This window comes from Bradyrhizobium sp. SZCCHNR1015 (genome assembly GCF_032489875.1).
GTDB lineage: Bacteria > Pseudomonadota > Alphaproteobacteria > Rhizobiales > Xanthobacteraceae > Bradyrhizobium.
This window is the reverse complement of the sequence record NZ_JAUEYW010000026.1, coordinates 1-17,108: the sequence shown is the minus strand read 5'-3', so window position 1 is coordinate 17,108 and position 17,108 is coordinate 1. Positions and strand designations below refer to the sequence as shown.

At 66.3% G+C, this 17,108-nt stretch carries 12 protein-coding genes; 9 read left to right on the top strand and 3 right to left on the bottom strand.

From position 1 onward, the window contains the following. Nucleotide 1: 1 nt before the first annotated feature. From QX128_RS31555 to QX128_RS31520, 8 genes are all read left to right on the top strand, one after another. A complete protein-coding gene (locus tag QX128_RS31555) occupies nt 2-967 on the top strand; it encodes an ABC transporter permease (RefSeq protein WP_316183420.1) in 966 nt (321 codons plus the stop codon). 34 nt (nt 968-1,001) lie between these two features. After that, the gene (locus QX128_RS31550) at nt 1,002-1,985 is read left to right on the top strand and encodes an ABC transporter ATP-binding protein (protein WP_316239500.1); all 984 of its coding nucleotides are present in this window, start codon (nt 1,002-1,004) and stop codon (nt 1,983-1,985) included. Continuing rightward, nucleotides 1,982-2,989, top strand: a complete 1,008-nt coding sequence (locus tag QX128_RS31545; RefSeq protein WP_316239499.1) for an oligopeptide/dipeptide ABC transporter ATP-binding protein — start codon at nt 1,982-1,984, stop codon at nt 2,987-2,989. The genes QX128_RS31550 and QX128_RS31545 overlap by 4 nt, the downstream gene beginning before the upstream one ends. Nucleotides 2,990-3,154: 165 nt before the next feature. After that, nucleotides 3,155-4,957: a gamma-glutamyltransferase family protein gene (locus tag QX128_RS31540; protein WP_316239498.1), complete on the top strand. Its 1,803-nt coding sequence runs from the start codon at nt 3,155-3,157 to the stop codon at nt 4,955-4,957. Between the two features lie 15 nt (nt 4,958-4,972). Continuing rightward, the gene (locus QX128_RS31535) at nt 4,973-5,683 is read left to right on the top strand and encodes a DUF1028 domain-containing protein (protein WP_316239497.1); all 711 of its coding nucleotides are present in this window, start codon (nt 4,973-4,975) and stop codon (nt 5,681-5,683) included. An 84-nt stretch (nt 5,684-5,767) separates the two neighbouring features. Then, on the top strand, nt 5,768-7,279 hold the full coding sequence (locus QX128_RS31530) for an ABC transporter substrate-binding protein (protein ID WP_316239496.1): 1,512 nt from the start codon (nt 5,768-5,770) through the stop codon (nt 7,277-7,279). A gap of 220 nt (nt 7,280-7,499) precedes the next feature. Further along, complete coding sequence (locus QX128_RS31525) at nt 7,500-8,441, top strand: ABC transporter permease (protein WP_315715755.1); 942 nt, start codon at nt 7,500-7,502, stop codon at nt 8,439-8,441. A gap of 64 nt (nt 8,442-8,505) precedes the next feature. Next, nucleotides 8,506-9,336, top strand: coding sequence for an ABC transporter permease (locus tag QX128_RS31520; RefSeq protein ID WP_316239533.1), 831 nt, complete (start codon nt 8,506-8,508; stop codon nt 9,334-9,336). A 234-nt stretch (nt 9,337-9,570) separates the two neighbouring features. On the opposite strand, the gene QX128_RS31515 is transcribed toward QX128_RS31520, so the two are convergent. The 3 genes from QX128_RS31515 to QX128_RS31505 form a co-directional block, all read right to left on the bottom strand. Next, nucleotides 9,571-12,669 (bottom strand): MexW/MexI family multidrug efflux RND transporter permease subunit, encoded by a 3,099-nt coding sequence (locus tag QX128_RS31515; RefSeq protein ID WP_316239495.1) that lies wholly within the window; start codon nt 12,667-12,669, stop codon nt 9,571-9,573. Nucleotides 12,670-12,752: 83 nt separating this feature from the next. Beyond that, nucleotides 12,753-13,943, bottom strand: a complete 1,191-nt coding sequence (locus tag QX128_RS31510; RefSeq protein ID WP_315801367.1) for an efflux RND transporter periplasmic adaptor subunit — start codon at nt 13,941-13,943, stop codon at nt 12,753-12,755. Nucleotide 13,944: 1 nt separating this feature from the next. Then, complete coding sequence (locus tag QX128_RS31505; RefSeq protein WP_316218885.1) at nt 13,945-14,631, bottom strand: helix-turn-helix domain-containing protein; 687 nt, start codon at nt 14,629-14,631, stop codon at nt 13,945-13,947. A gap of 279 nt (nt 14,632-14,910) precedes the next feature. Between QX128_RS31505 and QX128_RS31500 the strand changes: the two genes are divergently transcribed. Further along, complete coding sequence (locus QX128_RS31500; protein WP_316239494.1) at nt 14,911-16,155, top strand: cytochrome P450; 1,245 nt, start codon at nt 14,911-14,913, stop codon at nt 16,153-16,155. Nucleotides 16,156-17,108: the final 953 nt, after the last annotated feature.

Here is a 17,108-nt window from a genome sequence, read left to right as displayed (position 1 = left end):
CATGAGCGATGCCGCCCTCCCCCACCCCACGCCGGTCGAGACGCCGCGCGCCGCCGACGGCTGGCTGAAGCGTGCGTTTGCGAGCGACCTGTTCTACTCGTTCCGCCGCTCCAAGCTGACGGTCGCCGCGGCCGTGATCACGCTGCTGTTCTTCCTGCTGGCGATCTTCGCGCCGCTGCTGTCGCCGCAGAACCCGTTCGACCCGGCCCAGTTGCAGCTCCTGAATTCGCGCATCTCGCCGCTGTGGACCGCCGACGGGCAGAGCCCGTTCCTGCTCGGCACCGACGAGCAGGGCCGTGACGTGCTCTCGGCCATCCTCTACGGCCTGCGCATCTCGCTCCTGGTCGGCATTCTCGGCGTCGCCTTTTCCGGTGCGCTCGGCATCGGCCTCGGCCTGATCGCGGGCTATTTCGGCGGCCGGGTCGACACCGTGATCATGCGCATCGCCGATGTCCAGCTCACCTTTCCGCCGATCCTGATTGCGCTCTTGGTCAACGGCATCGCCAAGTCCGTATCCGGCAACCGGCTGGACTGGCTCAGCATGCTGGTCGTGCTGGTCCTGGCGATCGGCCTCTCCTTCTGGGTGCAGTATGCGCGCACGGTGCGCAGCTCGGTGCTGGTCGAGAAGAACAAGGACTACGTCGCCGCCGCACAACTGATCGGCCTGCCCGCGCCCGTCATCATGCTGCGCCACGTGCTGCCCAACACCACCGGTCCCGTGCTGGTGATCGCCACCATCAACCTGGCGCTGGCGATCATCACCGAGGCGACCCTGTCGTTCCTCGGCTCCGGCATGCCGGAGACGATGCCGTCGCTCGGGACCCTGATCCGGATCGGCAACAACTATCTGTTCGCCGGCGAATGGTGGATCGTCGCTTTCCCAGGCATCGCGCTCGCCGGGCTGATCCTCGCGATCAACCTGCTCGGCGACTGGCTGCGCGACGCCCTCAACCCGAAACTGCGATGACCCGCGTGATTGCGTCCTTCCGAGGCTCGAGCTCATGACCGCCCCCGTTCTGTCCGTGCGCAATCTGCAGGTCGAGTTCGCCACGAGACGCGGCATCCTGCGCGCGATCGATGGCGTCTCCTACGACATCGCCAAGGGCGAGGTGCTCGGCGTCGTCGGCGAATCCGGCGCCGGCAAATCCGTCACCGGCCTTGCCGTGATCGGCCTGATCGATCCTCCGGGCCGCATCTCCGGTGGCGAGATTCAGCTCTCCGGCCTGCGCATCGACAACCTGCCACCGGAGGAGATGCGCAAGGTGCGCGGCAAGCGCATCGGCATGATCTTCCAGGATCCGCTGACCTCGCTCAATCCGCTGTATCGCGTCGGCGACCAGATCATCGAGACCATAAGGACCCATACCAACCTCACCGAGCAGCAGGCGCGCAAGCGCGCCATCGACCTGCTCGCCGAGGTCGGCATATCAGCGCCCGAGAAGCGCATCGACGGCTACCCGCACGAATTCTCCGGCGGCATGCGCCAGCGCGTCGTGATCGCGCTCGCTTTGTGCGCCGAGCCGGAACTGATCATCGCCGACGAGCCGACCACCGCGCTCGACGTCTCCGTGCAGGCGCAGATCATCTCGCTGATCAAGCGGCTCGGCCGCGACCACGGCACCGCGGTGATGCTCGTGACCCACGACATGGGCGTCATCGCCGAGACCTGCGACCGCGTCGCGGTGATGTATGCCGGCCGCGTCGCCGAGATCGGCCCGGTGCAGGAGGTGATCCAGAACCCGCTGCACCCCTATGCCAAGGGCCTGATGGGCGCCATCCCGACGCTCGCCGGCGAGGAGAAGCGGCTGGTGCAGATCCCAGGCTCGATGCCGCGGCTGTCGGCCATCCCGCCAGGCTGCTCGTTCAATCCGCGCTGCAGCGCAGCCTTCGACCGCTGCCGCGTCGACCGGCCGGAGCCGCTGCGCCAGGGCACGCAGGCGGTCGCCTGTCACCTCTATGATCGCGCGACGGAGACCGCGGCATGAGCGATTTCGTCGAGGTCAAGGATCTGCGCCGGGTGTTCGACGTCTCGAAGCCCTGGCTCAACCGCGTGATCGAGCGTCAGCCGCAGGAGTTCCTGAAGGCGGTCGACGGCGTCAGCTTCGGCATCAGGAAGGGCGAGACGTTTGCCCTCGTCGGCGAGTCCGGCTCAGGCAAGACCACGGTTGCACGCATGGTGGTGGGGCTGCTCGGGCCGACCTCGGGCGATGTGATCATCGACGGCATCTCGATGACCGATCCGCGCCAGGGCGCGGCGCGGCGCAAGCTGCGCCGGCGCATTCAGATGGTTTTCCAGGACCCCTATGCGAGCCTCAATCCGCGCTTCCGCGTCGATTCCATCATCGCCGAGCCGATCCGGGCCTTCAACGTCATCGAAGGCGAGCGCCAGATCAAGGAGCGCGTCGGCGAGCTCTTGACCCTGGTCGGCCTGCATCCGGACGACGGCCAGAAGTTTCCTCACGAATTCTCCGGCGGGCAGCGCCAGCGCATCGCGATCGCACGCGCACTCGCCTCCGAGGCCGAGTTCATCGTCTGCGACGAGCCGACCTCGGCGCTCGACGTCTCCGTGCAGGCGCAGATCCTCAATCTGATGCGCGATCTGCAGGACAAGTTCGGCCTGACCTATCTGTTCATCAGCCACAATCTCGCGGTCGTGCGTCACATGGCGAGCCGCATCGGCGTGATGTATCTCGGCCGCATCGTCGAGATCGCGGAGGGCCGCTCGCTCTTCAACGATCCGCGCATGCCCTACACCAAGATGCTGCTCGGCGCCGTCCCGGACCTGTCGATGTCCGGCCGCCAGCGCATCCCGGTCAAGGGCGAGATCCCGAACCCGATCAATCCGCCTTCGGGCTGCACCTTCAACCCGCGTTGTCCCCTTGCATTCGATCTCTGTCGGCAGCAGTCGCCTGAACTCATCGGCGGCGTGGCCTGCCATGCGGTGAACCAGCCGGCTGACAGGACCGTTGTGACGGCATCGGTTGCGTGAAGCGGAATCTGAATGAAGTCGTCATTGCGAGGAGCGAAGCGACGAAGCGATCCAGAGTCACATCGGAACCCTGGATTGCTTCGCGGAGCCTGTCATCCGGCCGCGCTTCGCGCGGACCGGGTGGCTCGCAATGACGGCGAGTACTTAGGATAGGCAAAGCCGGCGATGAGCTTCATCAACCCCGATCCCTTCACGACCCGCCCCGAGATCGACGGCACCTTCGGCGTCGTGACCTCCACGCACTGGCTCGCCACCGCGGTGGGCATGGCGATGCTGGAGCGCGGCGGCAACGCCTTCGACGCCGGCGTCGCGGCGGCCTTCACCCTGCAGGTGGTGGAGCCGCATCTGAACGGTCCCGGCGGCGACGTGCCGATCATCCTGCACGACGTCAAGCGCGGTCGCACCGAGGTCATCTGCGGCCAGGGCCCGGCGCCATCAGGCGCCACCATCGCGCACTACAGGAACGAAGGCCTGGACATGGTGCCCGGCACGGGCCTGCTCGCGGCCTGCGTGCCCGGCACGTTCGAGTCCTGGATGCTGCTGCTGCGCGACTACGGCACGATGCGGCTGCGCGACGTGCTGGAGCCTGCGATCGCCTATGCGCGCGACGGCTATCCGCTTGTCGAGCGCGTCTCGGCGACGATCCAGACCGTCGAGCAGCTTTTCAAGACGCATTGGCCGACCTCGGCCGCGCTCTATCTGCCCAGTGGCGAGGTGCCGAGGCCGGGCACGTTGTTCACCAATCCACGGCTCGCGGAAACCTACGCGCGCATCCTGAGTGAAGGCGAAAGCGCGGGTGCTGATCGCGACGCGCAGATCGAGCGCGCGCGCCAGGCCTGGTCGCAGGGTTTTGTTGCCGAGGCAATCGACCGCTTCTGCCGGTCGCAGGAGGTCATGGACGTCTCGGGCTCGCGCCACAAGGGCGTGCTGACCGCCGACGACATGGCGCGCTGGCAGCCGACCATCGAGGCGCCGCTGACCTATCAGTACGGCCGCTACACCGTGTGCAAGGCCGGCGTCTGGAGCCAGGGCCCGGTGCTGCTGCAGCAGCTCGCGCTGCTCAAGGGCTTTGCGCTCGACGGTCTCGATCCGACCGGGCCGGACTTCATCCATTGGCAGATCGAAGCCGCCAAGCTGGCGTTCGCCGATCGCGAGGCGTTCTATGGCGATCCCGCCTTCGCCGACATCCCGATCCAGACGCTGCTGTCCGATGCCTACAACGACGAGCGGCGCAAGCTGATCACCGACAAGGCCTCGCTCGAGCTGCGTCCCGGCACGCTCGACGGCTACGGCGCCAAGGTCAAGCTGCGCGAGGCGACAGGCCACCGCGAGGCCGTCGGCGCGATGGGCTCGGGCGAGCCGACCGTCGGCCGCTTCGGCGAGGTGCGCGGCGACACCGTGCATTTCGACATCATCGATTCCCAAGGCAACATGATCTCGGCCACGCCGTCCGGCGGCTGGCTGCAATCCTCGCCGGTCATCCCCGAGCTCGGCTTCTGCCTGGGCACGCGCGCGCAGATGTTCTGGCTGGAGGAGGATCATCCCGCGGCGCTGGTGCCGGGCAAGCGGCCGCGCACGACGCTGTCGCCGACCATGGCGCTGCGCGACGGCGAGCCTTATGTGGCCTGGGGCTCTCCCGGCGGCGACCAGCAGGACCAGTGGAACACGCAGTTCTTCCTGCGCCACGTCCATGTCGGCATGAACCTGCAGGAAGCGATCGACGCCCCGGCGTGGCACTCCGAGCACTTCCCGATCTCGTTCTGGCCGCGCACCGCACGCCCCGGCGTGCTCGTGGTCGAGAACCGCGTGCCCAAGGCGACCGTCGAGGAGCTGCGCCGCCGCGGCCATGTCGTCGAGGTCGGCCCCGACTGGTCGGAGGGCCGGCTCACGGCCGCATCACGTGTCGGCCGCCGCCGCCGCGCCGCCGCCAATCCGCGGGGTATGCAGGGTTACGCCGCCGGACGATAAGAGAGCAGCGCGACGATGACCTGGTCGATCATTGCCAAGGACGATCTCACCGGCTGGATCGGCATCGCCGTCGCCACCCGCTTCTTCGCCGTCGGCGCGCGCGTGCCCTTCATCGTCGCCGGCCACGGCGGCATCGCCACACAGGCGCTGGTCAATCCCTATTACGGCATCGACGGCGTCGCACTGCTGCGCGACGGCCGGCACCCGCGCGAGATCGTGCAACTGCTGACGTCGGCCGATCCCGGCCGCGAGAGCCGCCAGCTCCACATCCTCGATCACAACGGCCAGATCGCCGCCCACACCGGCCGCGACTGCATCGACTGGTGCGGCCATCTCGAAGGCCGGGGCTTTTCGATTGCCGGCAACATGCTGGCCGGCCCGCAGGTGCTCAACGAAACCGCGAACGCGTTTCTCACTCATGGCGCCCTGCCCTTCGCGCAGCGTCTGATCGCGGCCATGAAGGCCGGCGAGGCCGCCGGCGGTGACAAGCGCGGGAAGCAGTCCGCCGCCCTCCTCATCCACGGCAAGGAGGAATGGTCCGAGCTCGATCTGCGTGTCGACGATCACGCCGATCCGCTCACCGAGCTCGCACGCCTGGAAGGCGTCAGCCGCAGGCATTGGGCGGTGTTCCGGCAGTTCATGCCGACGCGCGACAATCCGGCGGGGATTACGGATCGCGCCACGATCGATGCCGACATCGCCGCGGCGCTCGCGAACCAGACATGACCGGGCCGGAAGGACGGCGCGTGACCGGGGTTGGTATGGATAGTGCAACAACGCAGGCTGCATTTTCGTAGGGGAAATCGGATGATGAGGAACTGGTGCTTGGCCGCCGTCGCGGCCGTTGTCGTGGCCTCCTGGGGGCCGGCCGCGCAGGCGCAGACCACCTTGCGCATCGGGCTTGCCGAGGATCCCGACGTTCTCGATCCGACGATGGCCCGCACCTATGTCGGCCGCATCGTGTTCGCCGCGACCTGCGACAAGCTGTTCGATATCGACGAGAAGCTCAACATCGTGCCGCAGCTCGCGCTGTCGCAGCAGACATCCGCCGACGGCAAGGAGGTCACCATCAAGCTGCGGCCCGGCGTGAAGTTTCACGACGGCGAGCCGTTCGACGCCGAGGCCGCCAAATTCTCGCTCGACCGCCACCTGACCTTTCCCGGCTCGTTCCGCAAGCCTGAGCTGGCCTCGCTCGATCATGTCGACGTCGTCGATCCCCTGACGATCAAGCTGGTGTTGAAAGCGCCGTTCTCGCCGCTGATCGCCCAGCTCACCGATCGCGCCGGCATGATGGTGTCGCCGAAGGCGGCCAAGGAGGCCGGCGACAAGTTCGGCCTGCATCCGGTGTGCGCCGGTCCGTACAAGTTCGTCGAACGTGTCCAGCAGGACAAGATCGTGTTCGAGAAGTTCGCCGACTACTGGAACAAGGACAACGTCTTCATCGACAGGATCGTCTACCAGCCGATCGTCGACGCCACGGTGCGGCTGGCGAATTTGAAGTCGGGCGGACTCGACCTGATCGAGCGCGTGCTCGCGACCGACATCAAGGACGTTCGCGCCGATTCCAGGCTCGCGCTGTCGACCGCCATCGAGCTCGGCTACCAGGGCATCACGCTGAACATCGGCAAGGACAAGGCCAAGGGCCCACTCAGCCAGTCAGCGAAGGTGCGCCAGGCGCTCGATCTCGCGATCGACCGCGAGGCGCTCAACCAGGTGGTCTTCAACGGCGAATTCATGCCGGGCAACCAATGGGTCAATCCCTCGCATCCGTATTATCAGAAGGCCTTCCCGGTGCGTGCCCGCGATGTCGAGAAGGCAAAGGCGCTGCTGAAAGAGGCCGGCGTGACGACGCCTGTCGCGGTCGACTTCATGGTGCCGAAGGGCGCCGAGACCGAGGCGGCCGCCCAGGTGGTACAGTCGATGGCCGCCGAGGCCGGCTTCGACATGAAGATCCGTGTGACGGAGTTCGCGACCTCGCTGAAGCAGGCCGAGGCCGGCGACTATCAGGCGTTCATGCTGTCATGGAGCGGCCGGATCGATCCCGACGGCAACAGCTACGTGTTCCTGCACAGCAACGCGCCGCAGAACTACAGCGTCTGGGCCAATGCCGAGGCTGACAAGGCGCTCGACGACGCCCGCCTCGTCACAGACATGGCCCAGCGCAAGGCGCTCTACGAGAAGCTGACCAAGCTCGAAATCGAGGACGAGCCGATCCTCTACCTCTATCACCGCCGCATCCTGATCGCGCACACCAAGAAGCTCGAGGGCTACAAGCAGATGCCGGACGGCCTGGTGAGGGTGGTCGGGCTGAAGCTGAAGTGAGCGGTCAGGTGGCACCTGGTCGTTGGGACGCGCAGCCGGCGCCCCGCACTCACTCCGCTCCCTCCCCCCTTGTGGGGGAGGGTTGGGGAGGGGGGTGCCACGCACTCCGATCTCGCTTGGGGCACCCCCCTCCCTGTCCCTCCCCCACAAGGGGGGAGGGAACGCAAGCGGCACGACCGGAGTCTGATTGCAAGCATCAGCGTCGGGAGAGGCACTGATCATGCTGACCTTCCTCGCCCGCCGCATCGCCCAGATTATCCCGACCTTGATCTTCGTCTCGATCCTGATCTTCTCGCTGCAGCAGCTGCTGCCCGGCGATCCCGCGCTCGTGATGGCCGGCGAGGAGCGCGATCCCGCTGTCATCGAGCAGATCCGCAAGCAGTATCGCCTCGACCAGCCCCTGCCCGTTCAATACGGCTACTGGATCAAGGGCGTGCTCTCGGGTGATTTCGGCGAGTCGCTGCGCATCAAGATGCCGGTGCGCGATCTCATCCTGCAGAAGCTGCCCGTGACCCTGCAGCTCGCCTCGATGGCGATCGTGATCGCGTTCCTGATCGGCATTCCCGCCGGCATCGTTTCCGCCGTAAAGCGCGGGACGGCCTGGGACTATGCCGCCAACCTTTTCGCGCTGTGGGGCATTTCGACGCCGAACTTCTGGCTCGGCATCATGCTGATCTTCCTGTTCTCGATCCAGCTCGGCTGGCTCCCCGCCTCCGGTTACGTCTCGCCCGCCGAGGACTGGCGCGCCAGCCTCGCAGCCACCATCATGCCGGCCTTCGTGCTCGGCAACGCCATCGCCGCGATCCTGATGCGCCACACCCGCAGCGCGATGCTGCAGGTCCTGGGCAGCGACTACATCCGCACCGCGCGCGCCAAGGGCATCTCCGAGCGCCAGGTCATCCTGCGCCACGCGCTGCGCAATGCCCTGACGCCGGTGATCACGCTGGGCGCGCTCGAGCTCGGCACGCTGTTGTCCGGCGCCGTGCTGACCGAGCAGATCTTCTCGATCCCCGGCTTCGGCAAGCTGATCGTCGACGCCGTGTTCAACCGCGACTACGCCGTCGTGCAGGGCGTCGTGCTGGTCACCGCCACCGTCTACATCATGCTGAACCTGATCGCCGATCTCGCTTATGTCCTCGTCAATCCGCGCTTGAGGAGCTGACATGGCCGAGACGACGCTGTCAGCTCCATCAGGCGCGCGCGCCCTCGCCCCGCTCGAGCGGCCGATGCAGCGCACCTGGCGCCGGCTGGTAAAGCGCAAAGGCGCAATGGTCGGGCTCGGCCTGATCACGGCCTTCATCCTGCTCGCCGTATCAGCGCCGCTGGTGGCGCCCTACGATCCCGTCAAGACGAGCTGGGCGCTCGTGCGCAAGGCGCCGTCCGCGGCGCATTGGTTCGGCACCGACGATCTCGGCCGCGACGTGCTGGCCCGCGTGATCTATGGAGCGCGCGCCTCGCTGCTGGCCGGCGCGATCTCGGTCGCCATCGCGCTGGCGATCGGCGTCCCCATCGGCATGACCGCAGGCTATCGCGGCGGCTTCATCGATGCCCTGATCAGCCGCATCACCGACGCGATGCTGGCCTGCCCGTTCCTGATCCTGGCGATCGCGCTGGCGGCGTTTCTGGGCCCGAGCCTCGGCAATGCGATGATCGCGATCGGCATCTCGGCGACGCCGATCTTCGTCCGGCTGACCCGCGGCGAGGTGCTGAGCGTCAAGGTCGAGGAATATGTCGAGGCCGCCCGCAGCGTCGGCGATACCGACCTGCAGATCGCGGTCAGGCACATCCTGCCCAACATCATGCCGGCGCTGCTGGTGCAGGCGACGCTGTCGGTCGCCGCCGCCATCATCGCCGAGGCCGCGCTGTCATTCCTAGGCCTGGGCCAGCAGCCGCCGGCGCCGTCCTGGGGCAGCATGCTCAACGCCGCCCAGCGCTTCCTCACCAATGCCCCCTGGATGGCGATCTGGCCGGGGCTCGCGATCTTCCTGGTGGTGCTGTCCCTCAACCTCCTCGGCGACGGCCTGCGCGACGCGCTCGATCCGCAGCAGGAGGAGTAGGCCCTCGCTAGCGCAACACCCTCCAGTGTCGTCCCGGCGAACGCCGGGACCCATAGCCACCGTCGGTCGTTTGTTGCGCGAGAAGGTCACTCCGCGCCTGCCTCAAACCACTGCCTGGGGTTATGGGTCCCGGCGTTCGCCGGGACGACAGCGAGGGGTGTCGAGAGACCGGTCAAAACAAAACGGCGGCTGCCAGGGCAGCCGCCGTCGATGTCGTGAGACCAGGCGCCCTCGTCACGTCGCCTTCAGCGCATGATCGGTCTCGGCGTCGAACTGCGCGATCTGCCGGGCGCGCTGCGACTTGGCGGCGGCCTGGTGGTTGGTGGCGATGACGGTGTAGACGGCCGGCAGCACGAACAGCGTGAACAGCGTGCCGATCGACATGCCGGCGACGACGACGAGGCCGATCGAGAAGCGGCTGGCGGCTCCGGCGCCGGTCGCGGTCAGGAGCGGGATCAGGCCGGTGACCATCGCCGCCGTGGTCATCAGGATCGGCCGCAGGCGGATGCGCGCGGACGTCTCGATGGCGGTGCGGCGGTCCATCCCCTCGTTGAGCTGCAGCTCGTTGGCGAACTCCACCATCAGGATGCCGTGCTTGGTGATCAGGCCGACCAGCGTCAGCAGGCCGACCTGGGTGTAGATGTTCATGGTCGCCAGCCCGAAGAACAGCGGAATCAGCGCGCCGACGATCGCCATGGGCACGCTGATCATGATCACCAGCGGATCCCTGAGGCTCTCGAACTGCGCCGCCAGCACCAGGAAGATGATGATCAGCGCGAAGCCGAAGGTGATGGCGAGCTGATTGCCCTCCTGGACGTATTGACGGGCGTCGGCGAGATAGTCGTGGCTGAAGCCGGACGGCAGGTTCTTGGCCTGCTTCTCCAGGAAGTCGACCGCCTGCCCCACGGTGACGCCCGGCATCGGCACGGCGGAGAAGGTCGCCGAGTTGAGCTGGTTGAAATGCGTCAGCGAGTTCGGGTCGGTCGCGGTCTCGATGCTGACGACGGTCGACAGCGGCACCTGCTGGCCGGCCGAGGTCGCGACATAGTAGCCGGACAGCGATTCCGGCGAGATCCGCTTGTCGCGCGGCACCTGCGGAATCACCTGATAGGAGCGGCCCTCGAGGTTGAAGCGGTTGATGTAGTTGCCGCCGAGCAGCACGGCCAGGGTGTTGCCGATCGACTGCATGTTGATGCCGAGATCGCTCGCCTTGCTGCGATCGATCGAGACCTTGACCACCGGCTGATTGAAATCGAGGTCGCTGTCGGAGACGATGAACATGCCGCTCTTGCGGGCGGCGTCCTTCAGCTTGGCCATCTGCTCATAGACCGCCTGGAAGCCGCTGGTCGAGCTGATCACCATCTGCACCGGCAGGCCGCCGGGGCCGCCCGGCAGCGCCGGCAGGTTGAAGGCGAAGGCGTTGATGCCCTCGATCTTCGACAGCTCCGCCTGCACCAGCGGCTTCAGCTTGATCGAGGAGCGCGTGCGCTCGTCCCACGGCTTGAGCAGCATGCCGGCGAAGCCGCCCTGCGGGCCTTGGATGCCGTTCAGGACGAAGCGCAGATCGGTCTCGGGGAATTTCTGGAACGCCTTGTCGACCTTGTCGGTGTAGAAGTTGATGTAGTCGATATTGGCGTATTTCGGCGCCTTGGTGATCGAGAACACGATGCCCTGATCCTCCTCCGGCGCCAGCTCCTTGGCGGTGTGCACGTAGAGGAAGCCGACGAGGCCGAGGATCGTCAGCGCGAACAGCGCCGTCACCGGCCGGTAGTCGAGTGAGCGGTCGAGCTGGCGGCCGTACCAGCGCGTCATCGCGCCGAACACCCGGTTGACGAGCCGCGCGAAGCGGCCCTCCTCGGCGCTGCGCAGCAGCACCGAGCACATCATCGGCGACAGGGTCAGGGCGATCACGCCGGAGACGATGACCGAGCCGGCGAGCGTGAAGGCGAATTCGCGGAACAGCGAGCCGGTGAGACCGCCGAGGAAGCCGATCGGGGCATACACCGCAGCCAGGGTGATCGTCATCGAGATGACGGGGCCGACGATCTCGCGGGCGCCCTGCAGCGCAGCCTGCACGGGTGCCTTGCCCTCCTCCAGATGGCGGTGGATGTTCTCCACCACGACGATGGCGTCGTCCACGACGAGGCCGATCGCCAGAACCATCGCCAGCAGGGTCAGCAGGTTGATGCTGAAGCCGAGCGCCAGCATCATCGTGCAGACGCCGATCAGCGACAGCGGGATCGTCACGACGGGGATGATGACCGAGCGCAGCGAGGCCAGGAACAGGAAGATGACCACGATGACGATCAGCACGGCCTCGCCGAGCGTGTGCTCGACCTCGTCGATCGACGACTGGATGAACTTGGTGGAATCGTAGGCCACCTTCATCTTCATCGACGGCGGCAGGTTGCGCTCGAGGTCCGGGAACAGCGCGCGCACACCCCTGACGATGTTGAGCGGGTTGCCCTGTGGCGTCGCATCGACGCCGATGAAGATGGCGCGCTCGCCGTTGAAGGCGACGCTGGCGTCGGTGCTCTGCGCCGCGAGCTCGACGGTCGCGATATCCTCCATGCGAACGAAGCCGCCGTCCTTGGCCTTGACGATCATCCGCTTGAACTGGTTGACGTCGGTCAGGCCGGTATTGGTCGTGACGTTGGAGACGATGAAGTAGCCCTTGGCCTGTCCGGCCGCGGACTGGAAGTTGTTGGCCGCGATCGCTGCCGCGACGTCGGTCGGCGACACGTTGCGGCCGGCCATCTTCTCGGGGTTGAGCCAGATCCGCATCGCAAAGGTCTGGCCGCCGAGGATGTTCGCCGCGGCGACGCCGTCGACCGTCGACAGCACCGGCTGGACCACGCGCGTCAGGTAGTCGGATATCGCCGATCCCGACAGCTCCTCGCTGGAGAAGCCGAGATACATCACCGAGGTCGTCTGGCCCGTCGTCTTGGTGACGATCGGGTCGTTGGATTCCTTCGGGATCAGGTAGCGGACCGAATTGACCTTGGCGAGCACCTCGGTGAGCGCCTGGTTCGGATCGAAATTCAGCTTGATGAACACCTGGATCGTGCTGGTGCCCTGCACCGAGGACGAGGTGATGTAGTCGACGCCCTCGGCGGAGGCGACCGCCTGCTCCAGCGGGGTGGTGATGAAGCCCTGCATCAGGTCGGCGGACGCGCCGGGATAGACCGTCGTGACGTTGACGACCGTGTTCGACAGCTTCGGATATTGCCGGATCGGCAGCACGAAGGCGGCGCGCAGGCCGAGCAGCAGAATGAGCAGGCTGACCACGACCGACAGCACCGGGCGCTTGATGAAGATATCGGTGAAACGCATCGCGGCAATCCCGTCAGCAGAGGTCAGATGAGGTCCGGACGGGCCGCCACGATCAGGCGGCCCGTCATTGGCTCAGAGGTCGCTCAGTAGCGCGGCGGCTTCGCCGGGACCGGCGGCAGCGGATCGGTGGAGATCGCGACCGCGGCGCCGGACTGGATCTTGAGCTGGCCGACGGCGACGACGCGATCGCCTTCCTTGAGGCCCTTGAGGATCACCGCGCGGCCGTTGATGCGGTCGCCGGTCTGCACATAGATGCGGTCGGCCGTCAGCGCGGTCTTGCCGTCGTCGGTCTTCTTCTCGTTGATGACGAACACCGAGTCGCCATAGAGCGTGTAGTCGACAGCGGTCTCCGGCACCGTCAGCACCGGCGGCTTGTCCGGCAGCACGACCGTGGTGGTCGCGAACATGCCGGGCCTGAGGATGCGCTCCGGATTGGCGATCGTCGCCTGCACCCGGATGTTGCGTGTGTCGGTCGCGATCTGCGGCTCGATCGTGGTGATCTTGCCCTCGAACGTCTTGCCCGGATAGGCATCGACGCCGACGCGCACGGTCTGTCCGACCTTGAGCTGACCGCTGTCCTTTTCGGTCACGGTGAAGTTGACCCAGAGCTGCGACAGATCGGTCAGCGACACGATCTGCGATCCGGCGGACAGATACTGGCCGACTTCGACCTTGCGGACGCCGAGGTCGCCGTCGAACGGCGCGCGCACGAGCTTCTGCGCGATCAGCGCTTCGGTTTTGGCGACGCCGGCCTGGGCCTGGTCGTAGGCGGCCTGGGCCTGGTCGACGGTCGCCTGCGGGCCGAACTGGCGCGAGGCCAATTGCTTGGCTCGGTCGAGCGACAATTGCGCCACGGTGACCTGGGCCTTGTAGTTGGCGAGGTCGCCCTGCTCCGGCGCATCATAGAGCTGCACCAGCGGCGTGCCCTGCTTCACCGTCGTGCCCGGCGTGAACATGATGTCGGTGATGCGGCCCGAGGCGTCGGAGGTGACGTTGACCTGATGAACGGCGGCGAGATCGCCGACTGCGGTCAACAGGTTCGGCACCGTCTCCGAACTCGCCGTCGCGACGCTGACATTGAGCGGCGGTGGCTTCATGTTGGCGAAGAACTGCGCGATCATCTTGTCGCGGAACATGTTGAACCACACGAAGCCGCCGACCAGCGCCGCGAGCAGCGCGCCCACGACGATGAACCACAGCACCGGGCGGGTGCGCTTGCGCGGCTTGTCGTCGACCGGCTTTCCGGAGAGCTTGGGTTCCGTCGCAATGTTCATGTCATGCACTTTCTGCCGTCGCCGGCCGGGCCGGAGGTTGCGACAATTCGTGATCGAGGTGGCACGCAATGGCGGCATCGGTCAGGCCGATGCCGCGGAGAATGAATTCGCTGAGCTGGCGCTCCAGGCTCGCAGCAGTTCCATACGGCACACACGGAACGGATGGAAGCCGCGTCAAGGCCGCCATCAATACGGTGTGGTGCGCGAACCAGAACAGGTCACGGGGCGCAGCCACGAGACGCACGGCATCACCACACGCAATGGCACTTTCCAAGGAGTTAACGAACTTCGCGCCGATCAGATCATCGATCTTCGTATACAGCAGCCTTGCGAATTCGCCATCGTCGAGATGGCTCGACGCCATCAGCCGCAGCCGCTGCTCTTCTTCCTCATTGGGGCCGTCGGCGATCCCGAGGAAATGCCGGACCATCCCGGCCATCATCATGACCAGCGTCGCGGTCGAAGGTTCCTGACTGAGCAGCACCTCGAAATCCGGATCGGTCTCGCACTCCTCGGTGAGGATCTCCGCATAGAGCGCCGCCTTGGAGGGGAAATGTTTGAACAGCAGCGCTTCGGAGATCGCCGCCGCCGCGGCCACGCTCTTGGTCGTGGTGCCGGCATAGCCATGACGCGCGAAGCAGCGCTTGGCTGCACCGAGGATCAGCTGCCTCCGGAGATCGCTTGTCATGCGCAAAGTGGACATCGGCCGTGAGTAAATACTCACTTGATCTATGTCAAGAAAGATGCCGCGGCGCAGCAGGGTCGGCGGCCAAGTCCCTGAAATTACAGGTGGGATTTCACGGGCGCCAAAGGCAATTCTATACCTCTCAAAGCGGCGGATCTGCGGCACCGCTCCATCGATGGGTGCAATACCGCGCGGGACCACCGCCGCGGGCGCATTTTCTTCCGCCGCGCGCCATGCGACGGTCACCGCGACAACAACAAGAATCGGCCGGGAGGACCAGACATGACCGACGACGCAGCGCTCGCCAGCCAGTTCGATCTCGAGAGCCTGACGCCGGAGTTCTACGCCGATCCCTACCCGACCTATCGCGCGCTGCGCCGGCACGCCCCGGTCAAGCGCATGCGCAACGGCTCCTATTTCCTCACCCGCTACGACGATCTGGTCACCGCCTACAAGGCAACCAGGACGTTCTCGTCGGACAAGAAGCGCGAGTTCGCGCCGAAATACGGCAACTCGCTGCTGTACGAGCATCACACGACGAGCCTCGTCTTCAACGATCCTCCGGCGCACACACGGGTGCGCCGCCTGATCATGGGCGCGCTGTCGCCGCGCGCGATCGCCGAGATGGAGCCTGCGCTGATCGCGCTGGTCGACGGGCTGCTCGACCGGATCGCGACCAAGGACAGATTCGAGCTGATCGAGGATTTCGCCGCCGCGATTCCGATCGAGGTGATCGGCAACCTGCTCGGCGTGCCGCATGACGAGCGCGCGCCGCTGCGCGACTGGTCTCTCGCCATCCTCGGCGCGCTGGAGCCGGTGCTGACGCCGGAGCAGTTGTCACGCGGCAACCAGGCCGTCGGCGACATGCTGACCTATCTCGAAACCCTGGTCGCGCGCCGGCGCGCCGCCCCCGGCAATCCCGAGCGCGACGTGCTGACGCGGCTGATCCAGGGCGAGGCCGACGGCGAGCGGCTGAGCGAGACGGAGCTGCTGCACAACTGCATCTTCCTGCTCAATGCCGGCCACGAGACCACGACCAATCTGATCGGCAACGGCCTCGTGCTGCTGTGCCAGCATCCGGCCGAGCGGCAGCGGCTGATCGAGGCGCCCGGCCTGATCCGCACCGCGGTCGAAGAAATCCTGCGCTACGAGAGCTCCAACCAGCTCGGCAACCGAATGACCACGGAGCCCGTCGAGCTCGGCGGCGTCAGGCTCGAGGCTGGCACCTCCGTCACGCTGTGCATCGGCGCCGCGAACCGCGACCCCGCCCAGTTCGACGACCCCGAACGCTTCGACATCACCCGCCTCGCCAACCGCCACCTCGCCTTCGGCACCGGCGCCCACCAATGCGCCGGGATGGCGCTGGCCAGACTGGAGGGCGCGGTGGCGATCTCGCGGTTTCTGGCGCGGTTTCCGAACTATCAGCTGGACGGCGAGGCGGTGCGTGGGGGGCGGGTCAGATTTCGCGGGTTTGCGAGCGTGCCGTGTGTGGTTGGGGGGCTGACGCGATCGTCGCTCTCGCGATAGCCCCTCGGTCTTGACTTCAGACGGCCCAGCCATGACGGCCTGGGCGGCAGTTCGTAGGGCGGATTAGCGAAGCGTAATCCGCCGCTGACACGGTCAACTGCTGTTGAAGGACACGCTCTGCTGCTGGCGCGGCGGATTACGCTTCGCTAATCCGCCCTACCGACTTTACGTAGCGCTCCTCGCTTTGTTTTCGAATTGCAAGATTTTTGTTTCGCTTCATCAGAAATCATGTTATACGCGCGCCGTCCCGTCTCACAAGAGGGGCGCTTCGCGGTCGTCACGAACGTTGAGGCGGGATGCGGTGGGCGTGTTGGTGTCGCAGCGTGGTTTTCCGCGCCGACGAACGGCATCGATGCGCACGGTCAAGTCGCGTGGTCCTGACACCCCGACGCTGGTGTCACGCTTGCGTTGGCGCTCACGCGCCGCGCGGGCAACGGTGGCCAGAAAGCCCGGAGCACCGGGGAGAACGCGAAGCAGCCGTCAAAACCATCGCGCGGGGAATGCCGGGATGTCTCGGCTGAACCTGTGGTTCCTGCCGCCTGCATTTTTTTCCGCAGGCGGGCCATGGGTGCGGCCAGCGCCCGGCATTCCCCGTGCCCTCTCTTCGGAGAGGGTAGGACGAAGGGCAAGACTCGGACGCGACATCGCGCCGCGAGATGGTGACCGCATGTTTCACCGCCGTCCGCTTGAGTCTCACCGTCCAAGAACAACTCTCACCGTCATTGCGAGCGAAGCGACGTGTCCGCCAAAGCCCGAAGGGCGACGGCGGAAGCAATCCAGGGCCGCGCACGCGACTCTGGATTGCTTCGTCGCTTGCGCTCCTCGCGATGACGCCGCGCATAAGGAGACCGCCGAGGGGCGAGCTATTGAGTTACTCGTCATGCCCGGGCTTGACCCACGGCTGTCCGGTTCAGCTTCCGCATATTGCGAGGCTCAACTGTTGTGGGTTTTTG